Source organism: Streptomyces sp. NPDC055632 (assembly GCF_053618675.1).
This window is the reverse complement of sequence record NZ_JBSHHY010000035.1, coordinates 42,222-61,465: the sequence shown is the minus strand read 5'-3', so window position 1 is coordinate 61,465 and position 19,244 is coordinate 42,222. Positions and strand designations below refer to the sequence as shown.

At 74.2% G+C, this 19,244-nt stretch carries 15 protein-coding genes; 10 read left to right on the top strand and 5 right to left on the bottom strand.

Features of this window, described 5'->3' with window-relative positions; translation table 11 throughout:
• The first annotated feature begins 222 nt into the window (after window positions 1-222).
• On the top strand, window positions 223-2,460 hold the full coding sequence (locus ACWGSR_RS31355) for an MMPL family transporter (RefSeq protein ID WP_453571547.1): 2,238 nt from the start codon (window positions 223-225) through the stop codon (window positions 2,458-2,460).
• A complete protein-coding gene (locus tag ACWGSR_RS31350) occupies window positions 2,438-2,998 on the top strand; it encodes a GNAT family N-acetyltransferase (protein WP_376234563.1) in 561 nt (186 codons plus the stop codon). Before ACWGSR_RS31355 ends, ACWGSR_RS31350 begins: the two co-directional genes overlap by 23 nt.
• A gap of 161 nt (window positions 2,999-3,159) precedes the next feature.
• Here ACWGSR_RS31350 and ACWGSR_RS31345 read toward each other — a convergent pair whose 3' ends face one another.
• Both ACWGSR_RS31345 and ACWGSR_RS31340 read right to left on the bottom strand, forming a co-directional pair.
• Window positions 3,160-3,654 carry a MarR family winged helix-turn-helix transcriptional regulator gene (locus ACWGSR_RS31345; RefSeq protein ID WP_376234566.1) on the bottom strand — a complete coding sequence of 165 codons (495 nt, stop codon included), beginning with the start codon at window positions 3,652-3,654 and terminating at the stop codon, window positions 3,160-3,162.
• Window positions 3,655-3,743: 89 nt separating this feature from the next.
• Complete coding sequence (locus tag ACWGSR_RS31340) at window positions 3,744-4,301, bottom strand: NADPH-dependent FMN reductase (protein WP_453571544.1); 558 nt, start codon at window positions 4,299-4,301, stop codon at window positions 3,744-3,746.
• A 130-nt stretch (window positions 4,302-4,431) separates the two neighbouring features.
• Here ACWGSR_RS31340 and ACWGSR_RS31335 point away from each other — a divergent pair, with 130 nt between their 5' ends.
• The 4 genes from ACWGSR_RS31335 (at window position 4,432) to ACWGSR_RS31320 (ending at window position 9,589) form a co-directional block, all read left to right on the top strand.
• Complete coding sequence (locus tag ACWGSR_RS31335) at window positions 4,432-5,013, top strand: hypothetical protein (RefSeq protein ID WP_453571541.1); 582 nt, start codon at window positions 4,432-4,434, stop codon at window positions 5,011-5,013.
• 79 nt (window positions 5,014-5,092) lie between these two features.
• Window positions 5,093-6,037 carry a hypothetical protein gene (locus tag ACWGSR_RS31330; protein ID WP_453571538.1) on the top strand — a complete coding sequence of 315 codons (945 nt, stop codon included), beginning with the start codon at window positions 5,093-5,095 and terminating at the stop codon, window positions 6,035-6,037.
• A gap of 116 nt (window positions 6,038-6,153) precedes the next feature.
• Complete coding sequence (locus ACWGSR_RS31325) at window positions 6,154-6,345, top strand: hypothetical protein (RefSeq protein ID WP_453571535.1); 192 nt, start codon at window positions 6,154-6,156, stop codon at window positions 6,343-6,345.
• A 214-nt stretch (window positions 6,346-6,559) separates the two neighbouring features.
• On the top strand, window positions 6,560-9,589 hold the full coding sequence (locus ACWGSR_RS31320; protein ID WP_453571568.1) for a helix-turn-helix transcriptional regulator: 3,030 nt from the start codon (window positions 6,560-6,562) through the stop codon (window positions 9,587-9,589).
• On the opposite strand, the gene ACWGSR_RS31315 is transcribed toward ACWGSR_RS31320, so the two are convergent.
• The 3 genes from ACWGSR_RS31315 to ACWGSR_RS31305 all read right to left on the bottom strand — a co-directional run bounded on the left by ACWGSR_RS31315 (window position 9,473) and on the right by ACWGSR_RS31305 (window position 12,133).
• Entirely contained in the window at window positions 9,473-9,760 is a 288-nt protein-coding gene (locus ACWGSR_RS31315) for a DUF6191 domain-containing protein (protein WP_453571565.1), read from the bottom strand. The two genes, ACWGSR_RS31320 and ACWGSR_RS31315, sit on opposite strands and share 117 nt — an antisense overlap.
• Window positions 9,761-9,785: 25 nt before the next feature.
• A complete protein-coding gene (locus tag ACWGSR_RS31310) occupies window positions 9,786-10,916 on the bottom strand; it encodes a PQQ-dependent sugar dehydrogenase (protein ID WP_453571532.1) in 1,131 nt (376 codons plus the stop codon).
• Window positions 10,917-11,131: 215 nt separating this feature from the next.
• A complete protein-coding gene (locus ACWGSR_RS31305; RefSeq protein ID WP_453571530.1) occupies window positions 11,132-12,133 on the bottom strand; it encodes an aldo/keto reductase in 1,002 nt (333 codons plus the stop codon).
• A gap of 75 nt (window positions 12,134-12,208) precedes the next feature.
• Between ACWGSR_RS31305 and ACWGSR_RS31300 the strand changes: the two genes are divergently transcribed.
• The 4 genes from ACWGSR_RS31300 (at window position 12,209) to ilvN (ending at window position 19,188) form a co-directional block, all read left to right on the top strand.
• Window positions 12,209-13,174 (top strand): 2-hydroxyacid dehydrogenase, encoded by a 966-nt coding sequence (locus ACWGSR_RS31300; protein WP_453571527.1) that lies wholly within the window; start codon window positions 12,209-12,211, stop codon window positions 13,172-13,174.
• A 637-nt stretch (window positions 13,175-13,811) separates the two neighbouring features.
• Window positions 13,812-16,547 carry a putative bifunctional diguanylate cyclase/phosphodiesterase gene (locus ACWGSR_RS31295; protein WP_453571562.1) on the top strand — a complete coding sequence of 912 codons (2,736 nt, stop codon included), beginning with the start codon at window positions 13,812-13,814 and terminating at the stop codon, window positions 16,545-16,547.
• Between the two features lie 228 nt (window positions 16,548-16,775).
• Window positions 16,776-18,623: an acetolactate synthase large subunit gene (locus ACWGSR_RS31290; protein ID WP_453571524.1), complete on the top strand. Its 1,848-nt coding sequence runs from the start codon at window positions 16,776-16,778 to the stop codon at window positions 18,621-18,623.
• A gap of 37 nt (window positions 18,624-18,660) precedes the next feature.
• A complete protein-coding gene (gene ilvN, locus ACWGSR_RS31285) occupies window positions 18,661-19,188 on the top strand; it encodes an acetolactate synthase small subunit (RefSeq protein ID WP_125663775.1) in 528 nt (175 codons plus the stop codon).
• Window positions 19,189-19,244: the final 56 nt, after the last annotated feature.

Sequence of the window (19,244 nt, the reverse complement as noted above, 5' to 3'; positions counted from 1 at the left end):
CGTGCGGTGAGCCGAGCGCGCGGCGCTCCGGGAGGGGGCCGGGCGCGGGGGCCGGAGCCTCCGCGCGCGGCCCCCGCGCCCCGGTGAACGACACCGCTGTGACCATCGACACGAAAGGGGCAAACGATCACGTTTGGCTGCGAGAGTGGGCGCACGTAGGTCATGCGTTCTTTTCGGGCCGTTCCCGGGAAAGATCCACGAACCACCCAGGGAGCACGTCCTTTGGCAGCCATCGCCCGGTGGTGCATCAGGCACCGCCTCGTCGCCGTCCTCCTCTGGCTCCTCGCCCTCGGCGGGACCGGCACCGGGGCGATCCTCGCGGGGAACGCGTACTCCAACGACTACGAGGTCCCCGGCACCGAGTCCGGCCGCGCCACCGCCCTCCTCGACCGGGGCTTCCACGGCCTCGGCGGCGACGGCGACACCATCGTCTGGCACACCGAACGGGGCAGCGTCCGCGCCGACGCCGTCCAGGAGCGCATGACCGGCGTCCTCCGCGAGGTCGCCGAGCTGCCCGGCGTCGCCGCCGTGACCTCCCCCTACGGGGACGCGACGGGCCGGATCAGCGAGGACGGACGCACCGCCTACGCCACCGTCACCTTCACCGAGCAGGCCGACGACGTCCCCGAGGGGCAGGCGAAGGCCCTCGTCGACACCGCCGAGGGCGCCGAGACCGACGGACTCCAGGTCGAGCTGGGCGGCACCGTCGTCGCCCTCACCGAGGCCCCCGGCGGGCACGTCGCCGAGGTCGTCGGCGTCGCCGTCGCGGCCGTCGTCCTCTTCCTCGCCTTCGGCTCGCTCGCCGCCTCCGCGCTCCCCATCGCCACCGCGCTCGTCAGCGTCGGCATCGCGTACTCCGGGATCGTGCTGCTCGGCCACCTGATGACCGTCGCCGACTTCGCCCCCATGCTCGGCATGCTCGTGGGCCTCGGCGTCGGCATCGACTACGCGCTCTTCATCGTGACCCGGCACCGCAGAGGCCTCAAACGCGGCCTGTCCGTCGCCGAGGCCGCCGAGACCGCCGTCGCCACCACCGGCCGCGCCGTCGTCTTCGCCGGGGCGACCGTCTGCATCGCCCTGCTCGGCATGCTGATCCTGCGGCTGAGCTTCCTCAACGGCGTCGCCGTCGCCGCCTCCCTCACCGTCGTCCTCACGGTCGCCGCCTCCGTCACCCTCCTCCCGGCGCTGCTCTCCCTGATCGGCATGCGCGCCCTGTCGCGGCGCGAGCGCCGCGCCCTCGCCGAGCACGGGCCGCAGCCCGAGCTGCCCACCGGCTTCGCCGCCCGCTGGTCGGCCTTCGTCGAGCGGCACCCCAAGCTCCTCGGGGCCGTCGCCGCCGTCGTCATGACGGTCCTGGCGCTGCCCACCCTCTCGCTCCACCTCGGCACCTCCGACCAGGGCAACGACCCGGCCACCGCGACCACCCGGAAGGCCTACGACCTGCTCGCCGAGGGCTTCGGGCCCGGCGTCAACGGCCCCCTCACCCTCGTCGCCGGACTCGACGGCGCCGACGACCGGGTCGCCCTGGACCAGCTTCCGGCCGCGCTCTCCGCGACCAAGGGCGTCGCGGCCGTCTCCCCGGTCACGTACAACGGCTCGGGCGACACCGCCGTCCTCACCGTCGTCCCGGACTCCTCGCCGCAGTCGAAGGCGACCAGCGAGCTGGTCGACCGGCTGCGCCAGGACGTGCTGCCGAGGGCCGAGGCGGGCACCTCCCTCGACGTGAACGTGGGCGGCGTCACCGCCTCCTACGACGACTTCGCCGAGATCATCGTCGGCAAGCTGCCGCTCTTCGTCGGCGTCGTCATCGCCCTCGGCTGCCTGCTGCTCCTGCTCGCCTTCCGCTCGATCGGCATTCCGCTCAAGGCCGCCGCCATGAACGTCATGGCCGTCGCCGGCGCCTTCGGCGTCGTCGTGGCGGTCTTCCAGTGGGGCTGGGGGAGCGAACTCCTCGGCCTCGGCAGCGCCGGACCGATCGAACCCTTCCTCCCCGTGATCATGGTCTCCGTCCTCTTCGGACTCTCCATGGACTACCAGGTCTTCCTGGTCAGCCGGATGTACGAGGAGTGGCTGGAGACCGGCGACAACCGGCGGGCGGTCCGGGTCGGCCTCGCCGAGACCAGCCGGGTGATCAACTCCGCCGCCGTCATCATGATCTCCGTCTTCCTGGCGTTCGTGCTCTCCGGCGACCGGGTCGTCGCGATGTTCGGCATCGCGCTCGCGGCCGCCGTCGCCCTCGACGCCTTCGTCCTGCGCACCCTCCTGGTCCCCGCCCTCATGCACCTGCTCGGCGGCGCGAACTGGTGGCTGCCGAAGGGGCTCGACCGCCTGCTGCCCCGGATCAGCATCGAACCCCCGGAGTGCCGGGCCACCGCCGACGCGCGTGCGAAGATCCCCGCACAGCGTCCGACGGTCCCGACCACGGAGGAGAACGAGGATGTTCGCGATATCACTGGGTGACGACGGCGCCGAGCTGCGGCCCCTGGAGCCCTGGCGGGCCGAGGAGTTCCTGGCCCACATGGACCGGGGACGGGAATACGTCGGACGGCACATCGGCCTCCCGGACGTCGTCACGGACCTGGACTCCGCCCGCTCCTTCCTCCGCTCGTACGCCGAGAAGGCCGCGAACGACGCCGGCCGGATCCTCGGCATCTGGACCGGGGGCACCCTCGTCGGCGGCGTCATGCTCCGGACCATGGACGTGACGTACGGCACCGCCGAGGCGGGCTGCTGGCTGGAGCCGTCCGCCGCCGGGAAGGGCCTGGTCACCCGGGCCTGCCGGATCCTCATCGACTGGGCGGTCGAGGAGCGCGGCATCCACCGCGTCGAGTGGTACGCCTCCACGAAGAACGGGGCCAGCCTCGCCGTCGCCCGCCGCCTCGGGATGACGAAGGAGGGCGTCCTGCGCGAGAACTACCCGCACCGGGGCGTGCGCACGGACACGGAGCTCTGGTCGGTCCTGGCGCCGGAGTGGCGCGCGGCGAAGAAGGAGAGGTAAGGGGGCCGGAGCGGGGACGGGTGAGTGGGCGGGCTTCCGGGGCCGGGGCGGCTTCCGGCCCCGGGCCGCCTGTCGGTCCCGGTCCCCGGCCCCGGGCCGGCTCTTGGTCCCGGCCCCGGCCCGCCCGTTGGTCGCGGTCCCCGGCCCCGGCCCCGGCCCGTTCAGCACCCCCCGTCTTCGGGTGCGGGTGTCTCCGGCTCCGCGCGGAGGCGGGCGGCGACGGTCTCGGAGATCTCGGTGAGCGCGTCGAGCTGCGCGGGCGTCAGCGGTTCGGTCAGCCAGCGGCGGACGTGCTCCGCGCGCCGGGGAAAGGCCCCGGTGACGGCCTCGCGCCCCTCCGGGGTGAGGACGACGACCGCGCCCCGGGAGGAGCCGGGACATCGCTCCCGGGTGATCAGACCGCGCCCGGCCATCCGGGTCAGGTGGTGGTGCAGCCGGCTCTTCTCGTACTGCGTCACCCCGCTCAGCTCGTAGGGCCGCAGCCGCCCCTCCGGAGCCCGGACGAGCGCGCCGAGGATGGCGAAGTCCGGTTCGGAGAGGCCGGTGTCCTGCTGGAGCCGGCGGGCCATCTGCGGCCAGAAGAGCACCTGCATCTCGAAGAACGCGTTCCAGGCCTTCTCCTCGTGCCCGTCGAGCCACTCCGCGGTGCCGCTCATCTCCACGCTCCTGCCGTCCTGGGGGGCGCCCCGTCGACCCCCCAGCACAACACCCCCCGTTCCCGCAGGTCAATCCCGGCCCCGCGCGGTCAGCCGCGCAGCGGTGCGAGCGCTCCCGCCCAGGCCTCGACCTGGTCGAGCAGCCGGGAGAGCTCCTCCGCGCGCCCCTCGCCGGGAGCGAAGGCGGGGTACGCGGGGAAGTCCAGTGCGATCGGCAGCGCCACCTGGGCCTGGACGGTCGCGATCCGCAGCTCGGACGCGATCTGCCGCAGGTGCTCCACCGCGCGGACGCCCCCATTGCCGCCGAAGCTGACGAAGCCCGCCGTCTTGTCGTTCCACTCGCCGTAGACGAAGTCGAGCGCGTTCTTGAGCGCCGCCGGGACGCTGTGGTTGTACTCGGGGGTGACGAAGACGTAGCCGTCGAACTCGGCGACCTTCTCGGCCCACCGCCGGGTGTGGGCGTGCTCGTAGCGGCCGTACTGCGGGGGCAGGGCCTCGTCGTAGGCGGGCAGGTCGTACTCCGCGAGGTCGACCAGCTCGTAGTCGGCGGTGGTGCGGGCGGCGGCGGACTTGTGCACCCACTCGGCCACGTCGCGCGTCACACGGCCCGGGCGCACGCTCCCCACGACGACAGCGATCTTGGGCATGGCTCCTCCTCGTCCCTCATCGGGTTGATGTGTCACCTCAAGGGTGCGCGCGGCCGAGGTGACACGTCAACCCGCTGGGATTGCGGGCGCGTTAAGGCAGCTCTCATACGGGCCCCCTAGCGTGCGCCGCATGGACATCAAGACGACCGAGAAGACCGGGCCCGCCGGGCAGGCGGAGCCCACCGAGCGGGACGAGAAGGACGGCGGGGCGGCGGAGGCCGCGACCACCGGGGGCCCCGCCGACGACCTCGCCGACGCCAAGGACGCGGATCTCGACGCCGATCCCGACGCGGATCTCGACGCCGAGGAGGGGGTCTTCGCCGGCAAGGAGACCGGCTCCGGCGTCGGTGCCGGTGCCGCCGCCGTCGTCTCCGCCGCCCTCGGCGCCGTCGCGCTCACCGGCACCTGGGCCGGCAAGGTCGTCTCCGAGCGCGAGACGCTCGTCGGGCAGATCAAGACCTCCGGCTCGGGCACCCCCACCCAGCAGATCAGCGAGATCTACGGTGACGCCTGGCACAGCACCGCCCTGGTGAACGGCGTCTTCGCCCTGATCGCCCTGATCGTCGCCGTCGCCGTGCTCGTCCTGCCCCGGCACCCCTCCTGGGTCCGCGCGGTCGCCGTCGCCGGCGCCGTCCTGGGCGGCCTCGGCCTCCTCCTGTCGGTCGGCACCTACTTCGACCTGTTCCTCTCGCTCCCGACCGCCGGCTCCTGAGCCCGCCCCGGGCGGCCGGGGCCGGCACGGGCGTGTGATCATCGACGCGTTGCGTTCCTCCGCCCGCGAGGTGATCTCCTTGACGAAGGTGGCACTGCGTTCCTACGCACTGTTGCCTCGGCAGTACGACGAACGGAAGGTGCTGGCCACCACGATCGATCCGCGTGGCCGGGCCCTCTGGCTGATCTGCCCCGACGCCCGTTTCCCCCGCAGGTGGGCGGGCCGGGACGTGCCGGTACCCGTCGCCCTGCCCTTCGACGCCCTCGTCGTGATCGACGACGGGGGCAGGGTCCGGGAGCGGACCCTGCACGGGGTGGCCGTGGATCCGGACGCCTTCGACGTCCTTCCGGACGGCGGGTTCGTCCTCTCCGGCGCCATGGGACCGAACGCGCCGTCCGGCCAGACCTTCGGCCCGGACGGCCGCCCCCGGCGCCGCTTCCCCCTGGGGACCCGCCTCACGCACCTGGTGGCGGACCACCGGACCGGCTTCTGGACCGGGTACGCCGACGAGGGGGTCTACGGCGGCGACCACGTCAGCGCGGGCGGACTGGTCCGCTGGGACGGCAGGGGCAACCGCGCGGGGGACGTACGCCCCCCGGAGCCCCACCACCATGTGGCGGAGATCGGCGCCCTCAACGTCTCCCGCTCCACCGCCCACGCCGTGTACCGGCCGGGCACCCCGCTCCTCGAAACGGGCCCCGGCGGGATGCTCCGCGTCCGCGCCCTGCCGGTCTCGGACCCCTTCGGCCTCGCGGTCGACGGCGACCGGCTGCTCCTGCTCGGGGGAGCCGAGCGGGGCACGGGCGCCGCGGCCCGGGCGCAGGCCGTCCACCACCTCCGGCTGACGGACGACGGAGCCGTCCTCGTCGGCCGCGAGGAACTCGCCTTCCCGAACGGCGACCCCGTCAGTCGCTACGCCCGCCCCGTCTGCCGGGGCCCGAACATCTTCCTGCGCACCCTCCGCACGCTGCGGCAGTGGTGGGTCCTGACCCTGCCCCCGGGCGCCTCGCCGATCACGCCCTAAGGCCCCCCGCGTCCCGAACATAGGGCACTCGCCCGATGCGGCCGGGCCCCCTGGGGGACGACCGTGAAGGCGTCGCGAGAAGCGACGCCGACACCGGATCGTCCAGGGAGCACACGATGTTCGAGTACGAGATCGACCGCATGAACCACGCCCAGCTCGTCCGCGAGGCCGCCGCCCGGCGCCTGTCCCGCGAGGCCGCCGAGTCCGCCGGCCGGGAGGCGCGCCGCTCCGGCCGCCGGAACGGGGGCCGGAACGCGGAGAGCCCGGTGGACGACGGCGGCCCCGACCGCTTCGCCCGGGCCGCGTGACCTCCGCGTGACGCCCGCTCCGCGCACGGCGCGCGACCCCGGTGCGGGCCACGGCCCCCGTACGGCATGCGACCTCGGTACGGCACCCGGCCCCCGTACGGCACCCGACCGCCGTACGGTCCCCGGCCCCCGTACGGCGCGCGATCCCGGTGCGGCCGGTGTCCTCGGCACCACCCCCGTCCCCCGTACGACCGCCCCCATAGGCGCCTGTGCGATGCTCGGCCCCGTGGAGAACAGGTCCGTCAGCCCCGTCTTCGTCGGCCGGGCCGGCGAACTCACCGCCCTCACCGAGGCGCTCTCCCGCGCGACCGCGGGAGAGCCACAGGCCCTGCTCATCGGCGGTGAGGCGGGCGTCGGGAAGACCCGGCTCATCGAGGAGTTCACCGGCACGGCCCGCGACCGGGGCGCCGTCGTCGCCCTCGGCGGCTGCGTCGAGCTCGGCGCCGACGGACTGCCCTTCGCGCCCTTCTCCGCCGCCCTGCGCGCGCTCCGCCGCCGGCTCCCCGACGAGCTGACCGCCGCCGCCGACGGACAGCACGGCGAACTCGCCCGGCTGCTGCCCGAGCTGGGCGACCCCGGCGGCCACGACCCCGCCGACGAGGACTCCACCGCCCGCCTCTTCGAGCTGACCGTACGGCTCCTGGAACGGCTCGCCGCCGACCGCACGCTCGTGCTCGTCCTGGAGGACCTGCACTGGGCCGACACCTCCACCCGCCACCTCTTCACCTACCTGCTGCGCACCCTGCGGCGCGGCCGGATCGTGGTCGTCGCCAGCTACCGCGCCGACGACATCCACCGCCGCCACCCGCTGCGCCCCCTCCTCGCCGAGCTCGACCGGCTCCGCACCCTCCGCCGCATCGAACTGCCCCGCTTCACCCGCACCGAGGTGCACCGCCAGCTCACCGGCATCCTCGCCGCCGAACCCGACCCGGGCCTCGTCGAGGAGGTCTTCGAACGCTCCGACGGCAACGCCTTCTTCGTCGAGGAGCTGGTCGTCTCCCACGAGGCCGGCTGCGCCCCCGGGCGGCTCGGCGACTCCCTGCGCGACCTCCTCCTCGTCCGGGTCGAGGCCCTGCCCGAGGACGCCCAGCGGGTCGTCAGGATCGTCGCCGAGGGCGGTTCCACCGTCGAGTACGGGCTCCTCGCCGCCGTCGCCCGGCTCGCCGAGGACGACCTCATCGAGGCGCTGCGGGCCGCCGTCGGCGCCAACATCCTGCTCGCCGTCCCCGACGGCGACGGCTACCGCTTCCGGCACTCCCTCGTCCGCGAGGCCGTCAGCGACGACCTGCTGCCCGGCGAGCGCTCCCGCCTCAACCGCCGCTACGCCGAGGCCCTGGAGGCCGACCCCGCGCTCGTCCGGGCCGACGAGCGCGCCACCCGGCTCGCCACGTACTGGTACCACGCCCACGACCCGGCCAAGGCCCTGCCCGCCGTCCTGCGCGCCTCCGTCGCCACCCGCAAGCGCCACGCCTACGCCGAGCAGCTCCGGCTCCTCGAACGGGCCATGGAGCTCTGGGACGAGGCCCCCGCCGAGGTCCGGGCCTCGCTGCGCCCCATCGACTACGCCGAGTCCTACCCGCCCTGCGGCTGCGACCCCGACACCACCCCCCTGCGCCACCTCGACCTGCTCGCCGAGGCCGCCGTCGCCGCCCGGCTCAGCGGCGCACGCGAACGCGCCCTCAAGATCGGGAAGACGGCGCTGCGGATCCTCGGCGGCGAGGAGGAGCGCGACCCCCTGCGCGCCGCCTGGTTCTGGACCGAGAAGGCCCGCCTCCAGTCCAACCTGGGCCGGGGCGACGGACGCGAGGAGATCGCCCGCGCCCAGGAGCTCGTCAAGGGCCTGCCGCCCTCCGCCGTCCACGCCGTCGTCCTCGTCGGCGCCGCCGGCTGGGGCATGCTCCGCGACCCCGGCCCCGACGCCCTCACCGCCGCCGAACGCGCCGTCGAGTATGCCCGCCTCGTCAAGGCCGAGTCGATCGAGCTCAACGCCCGTCTGACCCTCGGCACCATCAGGGTCGCGGCCGGCGACGTGGAGGCCGGCCTCGCCGAGATGCACGCGGTACGGGAACGGACCGGCGCCCTCGGCCAGTTCACCGAGACCGCGCGCGCCCACATCAACATCTCCTCCGCCCTGGAGTTCCTCGGCCGCTCCCACGAGGCCGTCGAGGTCGCCGAGGGGGGCATCCGCCTCGCCCGCAGGTACGGGCTCGTCGACAGCGTCGGCTGGGCCGAGGCCAACCGGGCCGAGTCCCTCTTCTCCCTGGGCCGGTGGGACGAGGTCCGGGAGGCCGCCGAGCGGCTGCTGCGCTCGGCCACCAGCACCAAGCCCCGGGGCTCGGCCTCGCTGCGGCTCGCCCAGCTCGCCGCCGCCCGGGGCGAACCGGGGGCCGCCGCCCGCCACCTCGCCGACGCCCGCGCCGTCTACGGCACCCGCGACCCGATCCCGCAGTACACCCTGCCCATGGCCCAGGTCGCGGTCGCCGTGGCCGCCGCCGAGGGACGCGTCGCCGACGTCCGGACCGAGCTGGCCGCCGCCGAGCGGGGCGGCTTCCCGCCCGGCACCCACCGCTACGGCTGGCCGCTCGTCCTCACCGCCGTCACCGCCGAGGCCGACAGCCGGGGGCTGCCCGCCGCCGACGAGGGCCGCGCGGAGGCGCTCGCCCTGGTCCGCCGCTGCCTGCGCGCCCTGGCCGCCCCGGTCCCCGTCTGGGCCGCGTACGCCCGGCAGGCCTCCGAGGAGCTGGCCCGCGCCGAGGACCGCGAGACCGCCGCCCGCTGGGCCGGGGTCGTCGCCGGTTTCGAGCCGCTGGACCGCCCGGCCCAGCTCGCCCGCGCCCGCTACCGCCTCGCCGACGCCCTGCTCACCGAGGGCGGCCGGCGCGAGGAGGCCGCCGCCCTGCTGCGCGAGGCCCGCGCCGCCGCCGAACTGCTCGGCGCCCGCCCGCTCCGCGAGGACGTGGACCTGCTCGCCGCCCGCGCCCGGCTCTCCCTCGCTCCCGAGGAGCGGCCCCCGGCACCGGCGGAGCCCGGGGACGACGCCTTCGGCCTGACCCCCCGCGAGCAGGACGTGCTGCGCCTGGTCGCGGCCGGCCGCACCAACCGCCAGATCGCCGAGGAGCTGTTCATCTCACCCAAGACGGCCAGCGTCCACGTCTCCCACATCCTCGCCAAGCTCGGGGTCGCCGGCCGCGGCGAGGCCGCCGCCCTCGCCCACCGCCTGCACCTCGTCGCCGCGCCCCGCTGACCCGCCGCCGGGATCCCCCTCCGCGCGGGGGACCCGTATCGTCACCCGCCCCGACCGCAGGTCTATCGGGCCGCGCCCCGGATCCGCGTCCCCCTGGTCCTCCCGGGTCAGGGCGAGGCGCTGCCGCTCCTCCTCGGTGTGCCGGCGCCCCGGCGCGAAGAGCTCCGCCATCGGATCGAACACGGTCCCGCCCTCCTCACTCCGCCCGGAGGCGGAGGATCCTGTCGTCGCCGGGCCCGGGCGTCCCCCGGGTGTCGGTCTCGCTCGTCACCAGCCAGAGCCGGTCGCCGCCCGTCGCGAGCACGGTCCGCAGCCGTCCGTACTCGCCTTCGAGGAACGCCTCGGGCTCCCCGGAGCGTTCCGCGCCGGAGAGCGGGATCCGCCACAGCCGCTCCCCCCGCAGCCCGGCCATCCAGATCGCGCCCCGCGCGTACGCGATCCCGCTGGGGGAGGCCTCCGAGGTCGGCCACTGGGCCACCGGGTCCGTGAACCCCTCCTTCCCCGCCCGTCCCTCGGCCTCCGGCCAGCCGTAGTTCCGCCCGGCCTCGACCAGGTTCAGCTCGTCCCAGGTGTTCTGCCCGAACTCGGCCGCCCACAGGCGCCCGTCCGCGTCCCAGGCGATCCCCTGCACGTTCCGGTGGCCGTACGAGTAGACCGGCGAGCCCGGGAAGGGATTGCCCGGCGCCGGCTTCCCCTCGGGCGTCATCCGCAGGACCTTCCCGCCCAGCGACTCCCGGTCCTGCGCCAGACCGGTGTCACCGGTCTCGCCGGTCCCCGCGTACAGCATCCCGTCGGGGCCGAACGCGATCCGCCCGCCGTTGTGCGTGAACCCCTTGGGGATGCCGGTCAGGACCGGCTCCGGCGGGCCGAGCCGGTCGCCGGCCCCGCCCCCGTACCGCATGCGCACGATCCTGTTGTCCGAGGACGCCGTCAGGTACGCGTACACCCAGCCGTCCCGGACCGCGAGGCCGAGCAGGCCGCCCTCGCCGGCCGGCACGACCCCCGGCACCTCCCCGAGCGGCGTCTTCGCACCGGTCCGTCCATTGATCCTGGTGACCGCCCGCTCGTCCCGCGAGGAGACGAGCAGGTCGCCGCCGGGCAGCTCCGCGAGCCCCCAGGGCGACTCCAGGCCCTCGGTCAGCGTCCCCGCCACCGTCACCCGGCCGCCGGCCGGGGGAGCGGCGGCGGTCCCGGAGGCCGATGCCGACGGGGGCGTACGGGGGCGCTCCTCCGCGCTCCCCGAGGACGCGCTCCCCGGGGAGCAGCCCGCCGCCAGGACCAGCGCGGCGACGCCCCCCAGGGCCTTCACGACGACAGGACGTTTCATGGCGCGCTCCCCTTCGGAGGGTCCGGCGGGCTCGACGGGTCGAACGGCATCCCTACCCCTGAGAACACCTCCCGGCCCGGCGGGGTTCCCGGCAGGGCCACCGACGGGTCCCCCACGGGGGAGTCCGGGAGGACCGGGACGGCCGGTCCAGGGGAGTCCGCATCCGGTCCCGGGCCACCCGGTCCCGGAGCCCGCGTCCGGTGCGTCCGGGCCGCTCAGTCCCAGGATCCCCGGGGCGCCGGGAGCGTCGCGATCTCCGTCAGGTCCTCCGGCGTCAGCCGCAGCGAGGCCGCCGCCGCGTTCTCCACCGCCCACCGCTCCCGCTTCGTCCCCGGCACCGGCACCACGTGCCGCCCCCGGCCGAGCACCCACGCCAGGGCCACCTGCGCCGGGGTGACGTCCGCCCCGTGCCGCGCGGCCACCCGCCGCAGGCCCGCCACGAGCGGCTGGTTCGCCGCCATCATCTCCGCCGTGAACCGGGGGTGCCGGGCCCGCGGGTCGTCCGGCTCGAAGCCGCCGCCCGGGGTCAGCGTCCCGGTCAGGAACCCGCTGCCCAGCGGCATCGCCGCCAGGAAGCCGACGCCCCGGGCCGTGCACCAGGGCAGCAGCCGCGCCAGCGCCTCCTGCGACCACACCGACAGCTCGGCCTCCACCGCCGCCACCGGGAACACCTGCTGGATCCGTTCGAGCTGCCGGATCGTTCCCTCGTAACCGTCGCGGACCGTGCCCCGGCGCCCGGTCCGGGCGCCGACGGCGCAGAGCCCGAGCGCCCGCACCTTGCCCGCCGACACCAGCTCGGCCATCGCGCCCCAGGTCTCCTCGACCGGCACCTCGGGGTCCGCCCGGTGCAGCTGGTACAGGTCGATGACGTCGGTCTGGAGCCGCCGCAGCGAGGCGTCGCAGGCCCGACGCACGTACCCCGGGCGCCCGTTGGCCACCACGTGCTGGTCGCCGACGAGCAGTCCGCACTTCGTCGAGACGAACGCCTCGGCCCGACGCTCCTTCAACACCCGTCCCATCAGCAGCTCGTTGGTGAACGGGCCGTACATGTCGGCGGTGTCGAGCAGGCTCACCCCGGCGTCGAGGGCCGCGTGCACGGTCCGCAGCGAGCGGTCCCCGCGCTGTTGCGAACGGCTGTACGCCCAGCTCATCGGCATGCACCCCAGGCCGATCGCACCCACGTCGAGCGCCGTCGCCCCGATAGTCCTGCGCTCCACCTGCCGGTACCCCTCCCTGTGCCGCCCCCCAAAGTAACCAATGGGGCGCGGGGTTCTTCGCATAGCCTCCCGGACATGAGATGCGAAGACACGACCGCTGACGTGTGGCTTCCGATTCCCGCGGCCGAGATCGAAGATCTTCCCGAGCCGGGCGAGTCGGGCCTGAACTACCTTTTCTGGGACGGCGGGCCGGAGTTCCCGGCCGATCCCGCGCACTGCGCCTTCTACGTCGTCCCGTACATGAAGGGCTCCGAGATCGCCGTCCGGCCGCTCGCCGGGATGACCTCGGTCCGGGTCGTGCAGACCCTGTCCGCCGGCATCGACCACGTCACCCCCGGCATCGGCTCGCTGCGGCCGGGCGTCGCCCTGTGCAACGCCAAGGGCGTGCACGAGGCCAGCACCGCCGAGCTCACGCTCGCCCTGATCCTGGCCTCGCTGCGCGGCATCCCCGGGTTCGTGCGCGGCCAGGACGCCGAGGAGTGGCGGGACGGCTTCTACCCGGCGCTCGCCGACAAGTCCGTCCTGATCGTCGGGTACGGCTCGATCGGCGCCGCGATCGAGGACCGGCTCGCACCCTTCGAGTGCGCGCGGGTGGTGCGCGTCGCACGCTCCGCACGCACCACAGGGCGCGGCCCGGTCCACGCCCTGGCCGACCTGCCGGCCCTCCTGCCGGAGGCGGACGTCGTCGTCCTCTCCACCCCGCTCACGCCCGCCACCAGGCACCTCGCCGACGCCGGGTTCCTCGCGCGGCTGAAGGACGGGGCACTCCTGGTGAACGTCGCCCGGGGGCCCGTCGTCGACACGAACGCGCTGCTCAAGGAGGTCGAGAGCGGCAGGATCACGGCGGCGCTCGACGTCACGGACCCGGAACCGCTGCCGGCCGGACACCCTTTGTGGCACGCTCCCGGTGTCCTGATCAGCCCCCACGTGGGGGGTTCCACCTCGGCCTTCATGCCGAGGGCGAAGCGGCTGGTCGCGGGACAGCTGCGGCGGTTCGCGGCGGGCGACGACCTGGCCAACGTCCTCCTCACCACCGGCTGAGCCCCGTCCGGACGCGGCGGCCGGACGCCGCCGCGGGGCGTCGCCGGGCGCGGTCGGACGGCGCACGCCCGGCGCACACCGGACACAACTCCCCTGGTCGTCACGGAGAGTACTGCGACCCTGTCCCTGAGTGACCAACCTGGTGTATCGTCCCGGAGCGGGGGACTGCGTCGAGTACGGGCTGACGCCGGGGAGCGAAGTGACGGGACATCAGATTCCGAGGGGGGCGACGGGTGGAGCACGGCCTGAGGACCGACGATCCGACGCGACGGCACCGCCGTCCGCCGGCCTTCCGGCCCTCGCCGCCGGCCTCGTGTGCTCGGTGCCGGACCAGGCCGCGCCGCACCGGTCGCCCGGCCCCCCGGGGCCGACGGACACCGGCGGGCGCGCGGTGGCCGGGGGCGTCGCGCCCCCGGGCCGCGGCCCCGCCCCCGGCCGCCGCGACTGCGACGGGCACGCCCCCGGGGGTGCCGACGAGCCGCCCGCCCGGCCGCACGACGCGGCCGCGTGCGGGAGCCCGGCGCCGGAGGGCCCGGTGAGCGCGCCCGGGGCCGTCCTCGTGCGCCGCCCCGTCGGCGACGGCGATCCGGGGCCCCCGCCCCCCGGGCGCCCCGGCGCCGGGGCGGTCCTCGCCCAGATCGCCCTGGGGCTCCTCTGCGCGGGCTACACGACCGGCGCCTCCCTCGGCTGGGGCTCGCCGGAACTGGCGCTCTTCATGGGCGACTTCGGACTGAGCGCCGCCGCCCTCACCGCCGCGGTCTCCTGCTACCTCTACGCCCGGGCCCACCGCGGCAGCGCCCGCCCCGCCTGGCTGCTCTTCGCCTTCTCCTCGTTCATGGCCGCCGCGGGGAACGCGGTGTGGGGCTGGTACGAGGTCGTCCTGCGCGCCGAGGTGCCGGACTTCTCCGTCGCCAACCTCTTCTTCCTGCTCTTCGCGCCGCCCGCCATCGTCGGTCTCCTGGTCCTGGCGAAGAAGCCCGCCAACCGGGCCGGCTGGGTCTGCCTGGCGCTCGACACCTGGCTCATCGGCGGCTCCCTGCTCACCCTCTCCTGGAGCCTGGCCCTCGCCCGCACCGCCCACTTCGGGGGCGAGTCCGTCGCCCGCGCCGCGCTCTCCCTCGCGTACCCCCTGCTCGACATCGTCCTCGTCAGCATGGTGCTCGTCCTGCACTTCCGGCGCTCGCAGGCCAACCGCTCCGCGACCAACACCGCGATCGCCGCCCTCGCCCTCACCGTCCTGTGCGACGCACTGTTCACCTCGCCGCTGCTCCGCGAGAACTACGCCTCGGGACAGCTCCTCGACGCCGGCTGGTTCGCCGGCTCCCTGCTGCTGGCCTACGCGCCCTGGGGGGTGCGCCGGCTCCCGGACGGCGCGGCCGCCGCGCGCGGCCCGGGGCTCCACAGCCGCCCGGTCGCCGGCTCGCTCGCCGCCCTCACCCCGTACCTCGCCGCCGCCGTCTGCACCCTCGGCATCCTCTACAACGTGGTCGAGGGTCGCCGGGTCGACCGCGTCGTCGTCCTCACCGGCTGCGCGGTGGTGCTCGCCCTCGTCGTGCGGCAGGGCATCATGCTCCTCGACAACATCGCCCTCACCCACGAGCTGGCCCACAAGGAGAACCACTTCCGGTCGCTCGTGCAGGGCTCCAGCGACGTCATCATGATCGCCGCGCCCAACGGCAGGCTGCACTACGTCAGCCCGGCCGCCTCCGGGGTGTACGGGCGGGACGCCGACGAGCTGATCGGCACCGAGCTCGCCGCCCTCATCCACCCCGACGACCTCGGCGCCGTCGTCCACGAGGTGCGGCGGTTCCTGGCCGCCCCGCCCGCCGACGAGCCCACCACCCGGATCGAGTGCCGCTTCCGCTCGGGCCGCGGGGGGGACTGGCTGAACGTCGAGTCGACCGTCAGCCGGCACCAGGGCGGCCTGATCTTCAACAGCCGGGACGTCACCGAACGCGTCCGCCTCCAGGCCCAGCTCCAGCACAACGCCGAGCACGACCCGCTCACCGACCTGCCCAACCGGGCGCTCTTCACCCGGCGGGTCCGGCAGGCCCTCGGCGGCCGCCGCTCCTCCGACCCCGGCACCGCCGTGCTCTTCATCGACCTCGACGGCTTCAAGGGGGTCAACGACCGCCTCGGCCACCAGGCCGGCGACGAGCTCCTCGTCCAGGCCGCCCGCCGCCTCCAGGACTCCGTACGGGCCGGCGACACGGCCGCCCGGCTCGGCGGCGACGAGTTCGCCGCCCTCATCCTCGGCGACGGCGGCAGCGACCGGACGGCCCGCAGGAACCAGGTCCACGAGATCGCCGACCGGCTCCGGCTCACGCTCTCCCGGCCGTACCGCCTGGACGGCGGCCAGGAGGTGCGGGTCGCCGCCTCCATCGGCGTCGCCTTCGCCGAGCCCGGCGTCGACGCCGGCGACCTGCTGCGCAACGCCGACCTCGCCATGTACCGCGCCAAGGCCGCCGGCAAGGACCGCGTCGAGCTCTACGCCCCCCAGATGCAGGCCGAGGTCGTCCGGCGGACGGAGCTGGCCGCCCGGCTGCGCACCGCCCTCCACGACGGCGAGTTCGCCCTGCTCCACCAGCCGGTCGTCGACCTCGCCACCGGCCGGATCGCCGCCGTCAGCGCCCAGGCCCGCTGGCGCTCCGCCCAGGGGATCCTCTTCACCCCCGCCGAGTACCTCCGCGTCACCGACGACGGCGACCGCACCGCCGAGCTCGGCCGCTGGCTCCTCGAAGAGGCCGTGGAGCAGGCCGCCGAGCGGGCGGGAATCGGCCATCGCACGCCGGTCTCCATCCGTCTCTCCGCCCGGCGCCTCCTGGACCGCTCGCTGCCGCTCGGCTCCGTCGAGTCCCTGCTCACCCGGCACGGCCTGCCGTCCGGCTCGCTGATCGTCGAGCTCGCCGACAGCGACCCCCGGATCCCGCTCGACGAGCTGGAGCAGCGCCTGGCGGTCCTGCGCAGGCTCGGAGTGCGGATCGCGCTCGACGGCTTCGGCAGCGGACACGTGGCGGTCAACGCCCTGCGGCGGCTCCCCGTCGACATGCTGAAGCTGGACCGGGAGCTCGTCGAGGGCGTGGTCGAGTCCGCCCGGCTCCGCAAGATCACCCGCGGTGTGCTCCGCATCGCCGGCGAGCTCGGCATGCGGACGGTCGCCGACGGCGTGGACGTGCCGGAGCAGGTCGTCGCCCTGCGGGCCATGGGCTGCACCCACGCCCAGGGCATGGCCTTCTCGGGTCCGCTCGACGAGTACCGGCTGCGCAGGGCCCTGGTCAGGGACGAGTACCCGCTGCCCGGAGCGGTCCCCGTGCGTGTCGGAAACCACCCCCCGATCCGCTCACATAATGAGACGCCCGTCCCACCCACTTGACAGTGCAGCGGGCTGAGGGAGAGGGTCAGTGCCATGCGCACCCGAATTCTCGTACTTGGAAAGCGCGTCGGCTGAAGCAGGGCCACCGTAGGCCCGGCTTAGAACGCACCCGACGCGCTCCCCTCGCTTGCCTCACGGCACGAGGGGTTTTTTGTTGCACCGGCTCCCTTTGAAATCGCCGCAAACCTTCGTAAAACACCTCGCAAAAACCCTCTGCTTCGAGAAGAGATGCTGATGACCGAGCAGGCCACCGGGCACCATCCGCAGCCGCGGCCCCGTAACGGCGCGCTGCCCACCCCCGTCGAGCACGTCACGGGCGCGCAGTCCCTCATCCGCTCTCTCGAAGAGGTGGGCGCGGACACCATCTTCGGCCTGCCCGGCGGCTGCATCCTCCCGGCCTACGACCCGCTGATGGACTCGCAGAAGGTGCGCCACATCCTGGTCCGCCACGAGCAGGGCGCGGGCCACGCCGCCACCGGCTACGCCCAGGCGACCGGCAAGGTCGGCGTCTGCATGGTGACCAGCGGTCCCGGCGCGACCAACCTGGTCACCCCGATCGCCGACGCGCACATGGACTCCGTCCCGCTCGTCGCGATCACCGGCCAGGTCGCCTCCAAGGCCATCGGCACGGACGCCTTCCAGGAGGCGGACATCTGCGGCATCACGATGCCGATCACCAAGCACAACTTCCTGGTCACCAAGGCCGAGGACATCCCGCGGACGATCGCCGAGGCCTTCCACATCGCCTCCACCGGCCGCCCCGGCCCGGTCCTGGTCGACATCGCCAAGGACGCCCTCCAGGCGAAGACCACCTTCTCCTGGCCGCCGCAGACCGACCTGCCCGGCTACCGCCCGGTCACCAAGCCGCACGCCAAGCAGATCCGCGAGGCCGCCAAGCTGATCAGCGCCGCCAAGCGGCCCGTCCTGTACGTCGGCGGCGGCGTCATCAAGTCCGGCGCCACCGCCGAGCTGAAGATCCTCGCCGAGCTCACCGGCGCCCCGGTCACCACCACCCTGATGGCCCTCGGCGCCTTCCCCGACAGCCACCCGCTGCACGTCGGCATGCCGGGCATGCACGGCTCCGTCACCGCCGTCACCGCGCTGCAGAAGGCCGACCTGATCGTCGCCCTCGGCGCCCGCTTCGACGACCGCGTCACCGGCAAGCTCGACAGCTTCGCCCCGTACGCCAAGGTCGTCCACGCGGACATCGACCCGGCCGAGATCGGCAAGAACCGCACCGCCGACGTCCCGATCGTCGGCGACGCCCGCGAGGTCATCGCCGACCTGGTCCAGGCCGTCCAGGCCGAGCACAGCGAGGGCAACAAGGGCGACTACGCCACCTGGTGGAGCGACCTGAACCGCTGGCGCGAGACCTACCCGCTCGGCTACGACCTGCCGGAGGACGGCAGCCTCTCGCCGCAGCAGGTCATCCAGCGCATCGGACAGCTCGCCCCCGAGGGCACGATCTTCACCGCGGGCGTCGGCCAGCACCAGATGTGGGCCGCCCACTTCATCGACTACGAGCAGCCGGCCACCTGGCTGAACTCCGGCGGCGCCGGGACGATGGGCTACGCCGTCCCCGCCGCGATGGGCGCCAAGGCCGGTCTGCCCGACCGCCCCGTCTGGGCCATCGACGGCGACGGCTGCTTCCAGATGACCAATCAGGAGCTCACCACCTGCGCCCTGAACAACATCCCGATCAAGGTCGCCATCATCAACAACGGCGCCCTCGGGATGGTCCGCCAGTGGCAGACCCTCTTCTACAACCAGCGCTACTCCAACACCGTCCTGCACTCCGGTCCCGACGAGCTGAAGGCGAACCGGGGCACCCGCGTCCCCGACTTCGTCAAGCTCTCCGAGGCCATGGGCTGTGTCGCCCTGCGCTGCGAGGACCCGGCCGACCTGGACAAGGTCATCGCCGAGGCCAACGCCATCAACGACCGGCCGGTCGTCGTCGACTTCATCGTCCACGAGGACGCCCAGGTCTGGCCGATGGTCGCCGCCGGCACCTCCAACGACGAGGTCATGGCCGCCCGGGGCGTCCGTCCCGACTTCGGCGACGGCGAAGACGACTGAGTACGCAGAGCGACAGCGAAAAGGAAGAGACCCCGACATGTCCACCAAGCACACGCTCTCCGTCCTCGTCGAGAACACGCCCGGCATCCTCGCCCGGATCGCCGCCCTGTTCTCCCGCCGCGGCTTCAACATCGACTCGCTCGCCGTCGGCGTCACCGAGCATCCCGACATCTCCCGCATCACCATCGTGGTCAACGTCGAGGGACTGCCCCTGGAGCAGGTGACCAAGCAGCTCAACAAGCTGGTCAACGTCCTGAAGATCGTCGAACTCGAGCCCAGCGCCGCGATCCAGCGCGAGCTCGTCCTGGTGAAGGTCCGCGCCGACAACGAGACCCGCTCCCAGATCGTCGAGATCGTCCAGCTCTTCCGCGCCAAGACCGTGGACGTCTCGCCCGAGGCCGTCACCATCGAGGCCACCGGTTCGAGTGACAAGCTGGACGCCATGCTCAAGATGCTGGAGCAGTTCGGCGTCAAGGAGCTCGTCCAGTCCGGCACGATCGCCATAGGGCGTGGCGCCCGGTCCATCACCGACCGGTCCCTGCGGTCCCTCGACCGTTCCGCCTGAGCCCCGACCGGTCCGTCTGACGAGACCGCACGTCCTTCCTTCCCCCGCCCGCCGTA

What these genes read in the sequence shown, in the direction of transcription:
- ACWGSR_RS31350 (WP_376234563.1), top strand. Translation starts at nt 2,438, where the DNA reads ATGTTCGCGATATCACTGGGTGACGACGGCGCCGAGCTGCGGCCCCTG.
- ACWGSR_RS31345 (WP_376234566.1), bottom strand. Translation starts at nt 3,654, where the DNA reads ATGAGCGGCACCGCGGAGTGGCTCGACGGGCACGAGGAGAAGGCCTGG.
- ACWGSR_RS31340 (WP_453571544.1), bottom strand. Translation starts at nt 4,301, where the DNA reads ATGCCCAAGATCGCTGTCGTCGTGGGGAGCGTGCGCCCGGGCCGTGTG.
- ACWGSR_RS31335 (WP_453571541.1), top strand. Translation starts at nt 4,432, where the DNA reads ATGGACATCAAGACGACCGAGAAGACCGGGCCCGCCGGGCAGGCGGAG.
- ACWGSR_RS31325 (WP_453571535.1), top strand. Translation starts at nt 6,154, where the DNA reads ATGTTCGAGTACGAGATCGACCGCATGAACCACGCCCAGCTCGTCCGC.
- ACWGSR_RS31320 (WP_453571568.1), top strand. Translation starts at nt 6,560, where the DNA reads ATGCTCGGCCCCGTGGAGAACAGGTCCGTCAGCCCCGTCTTCGTCGGC.
- ACWGSR_RS31315 (WP_453571565.1), bottom strand. Translation starts at nt 9,760, where the DNA reads ATGGCGGAGCTCTTCGCGCCGGGGCGCCGGCACACCGAGGAGGAGCGG.
- ACWGSR_RS31310 (WP_453571532.1), bottom strand. Translation starts at nt 10,916, where the DNA reads ATGAAACGTCCTGTCGTCGTGAAGGCCCTGGGGGGCGTCGCCGCGCTG.
- ACWGSR_RS31300 (WP_453571527.1), top strand. Translation starts at nt 12,209, where the DNA reads ATGAGATGCGAAGACACGACCGCTGACGTGTGGCTTCCGATTCCCGCG.
- ACWGSR_RS31290 (WP_453571524.1), top strand. Translation starts at nt 16,776, where the DNA reads ATGCTGATGACCGAGCAGGCCACCGGGCACCATCCGCAGCCGCGGCCC.
- ilvN (WP_125663775.1), top strand. Translation starts at nt 18,661, where the DNA reads ATGTCCACCAAGCACACGCTCTCCGTCCTCGTCGAGAACACGCCCGGC.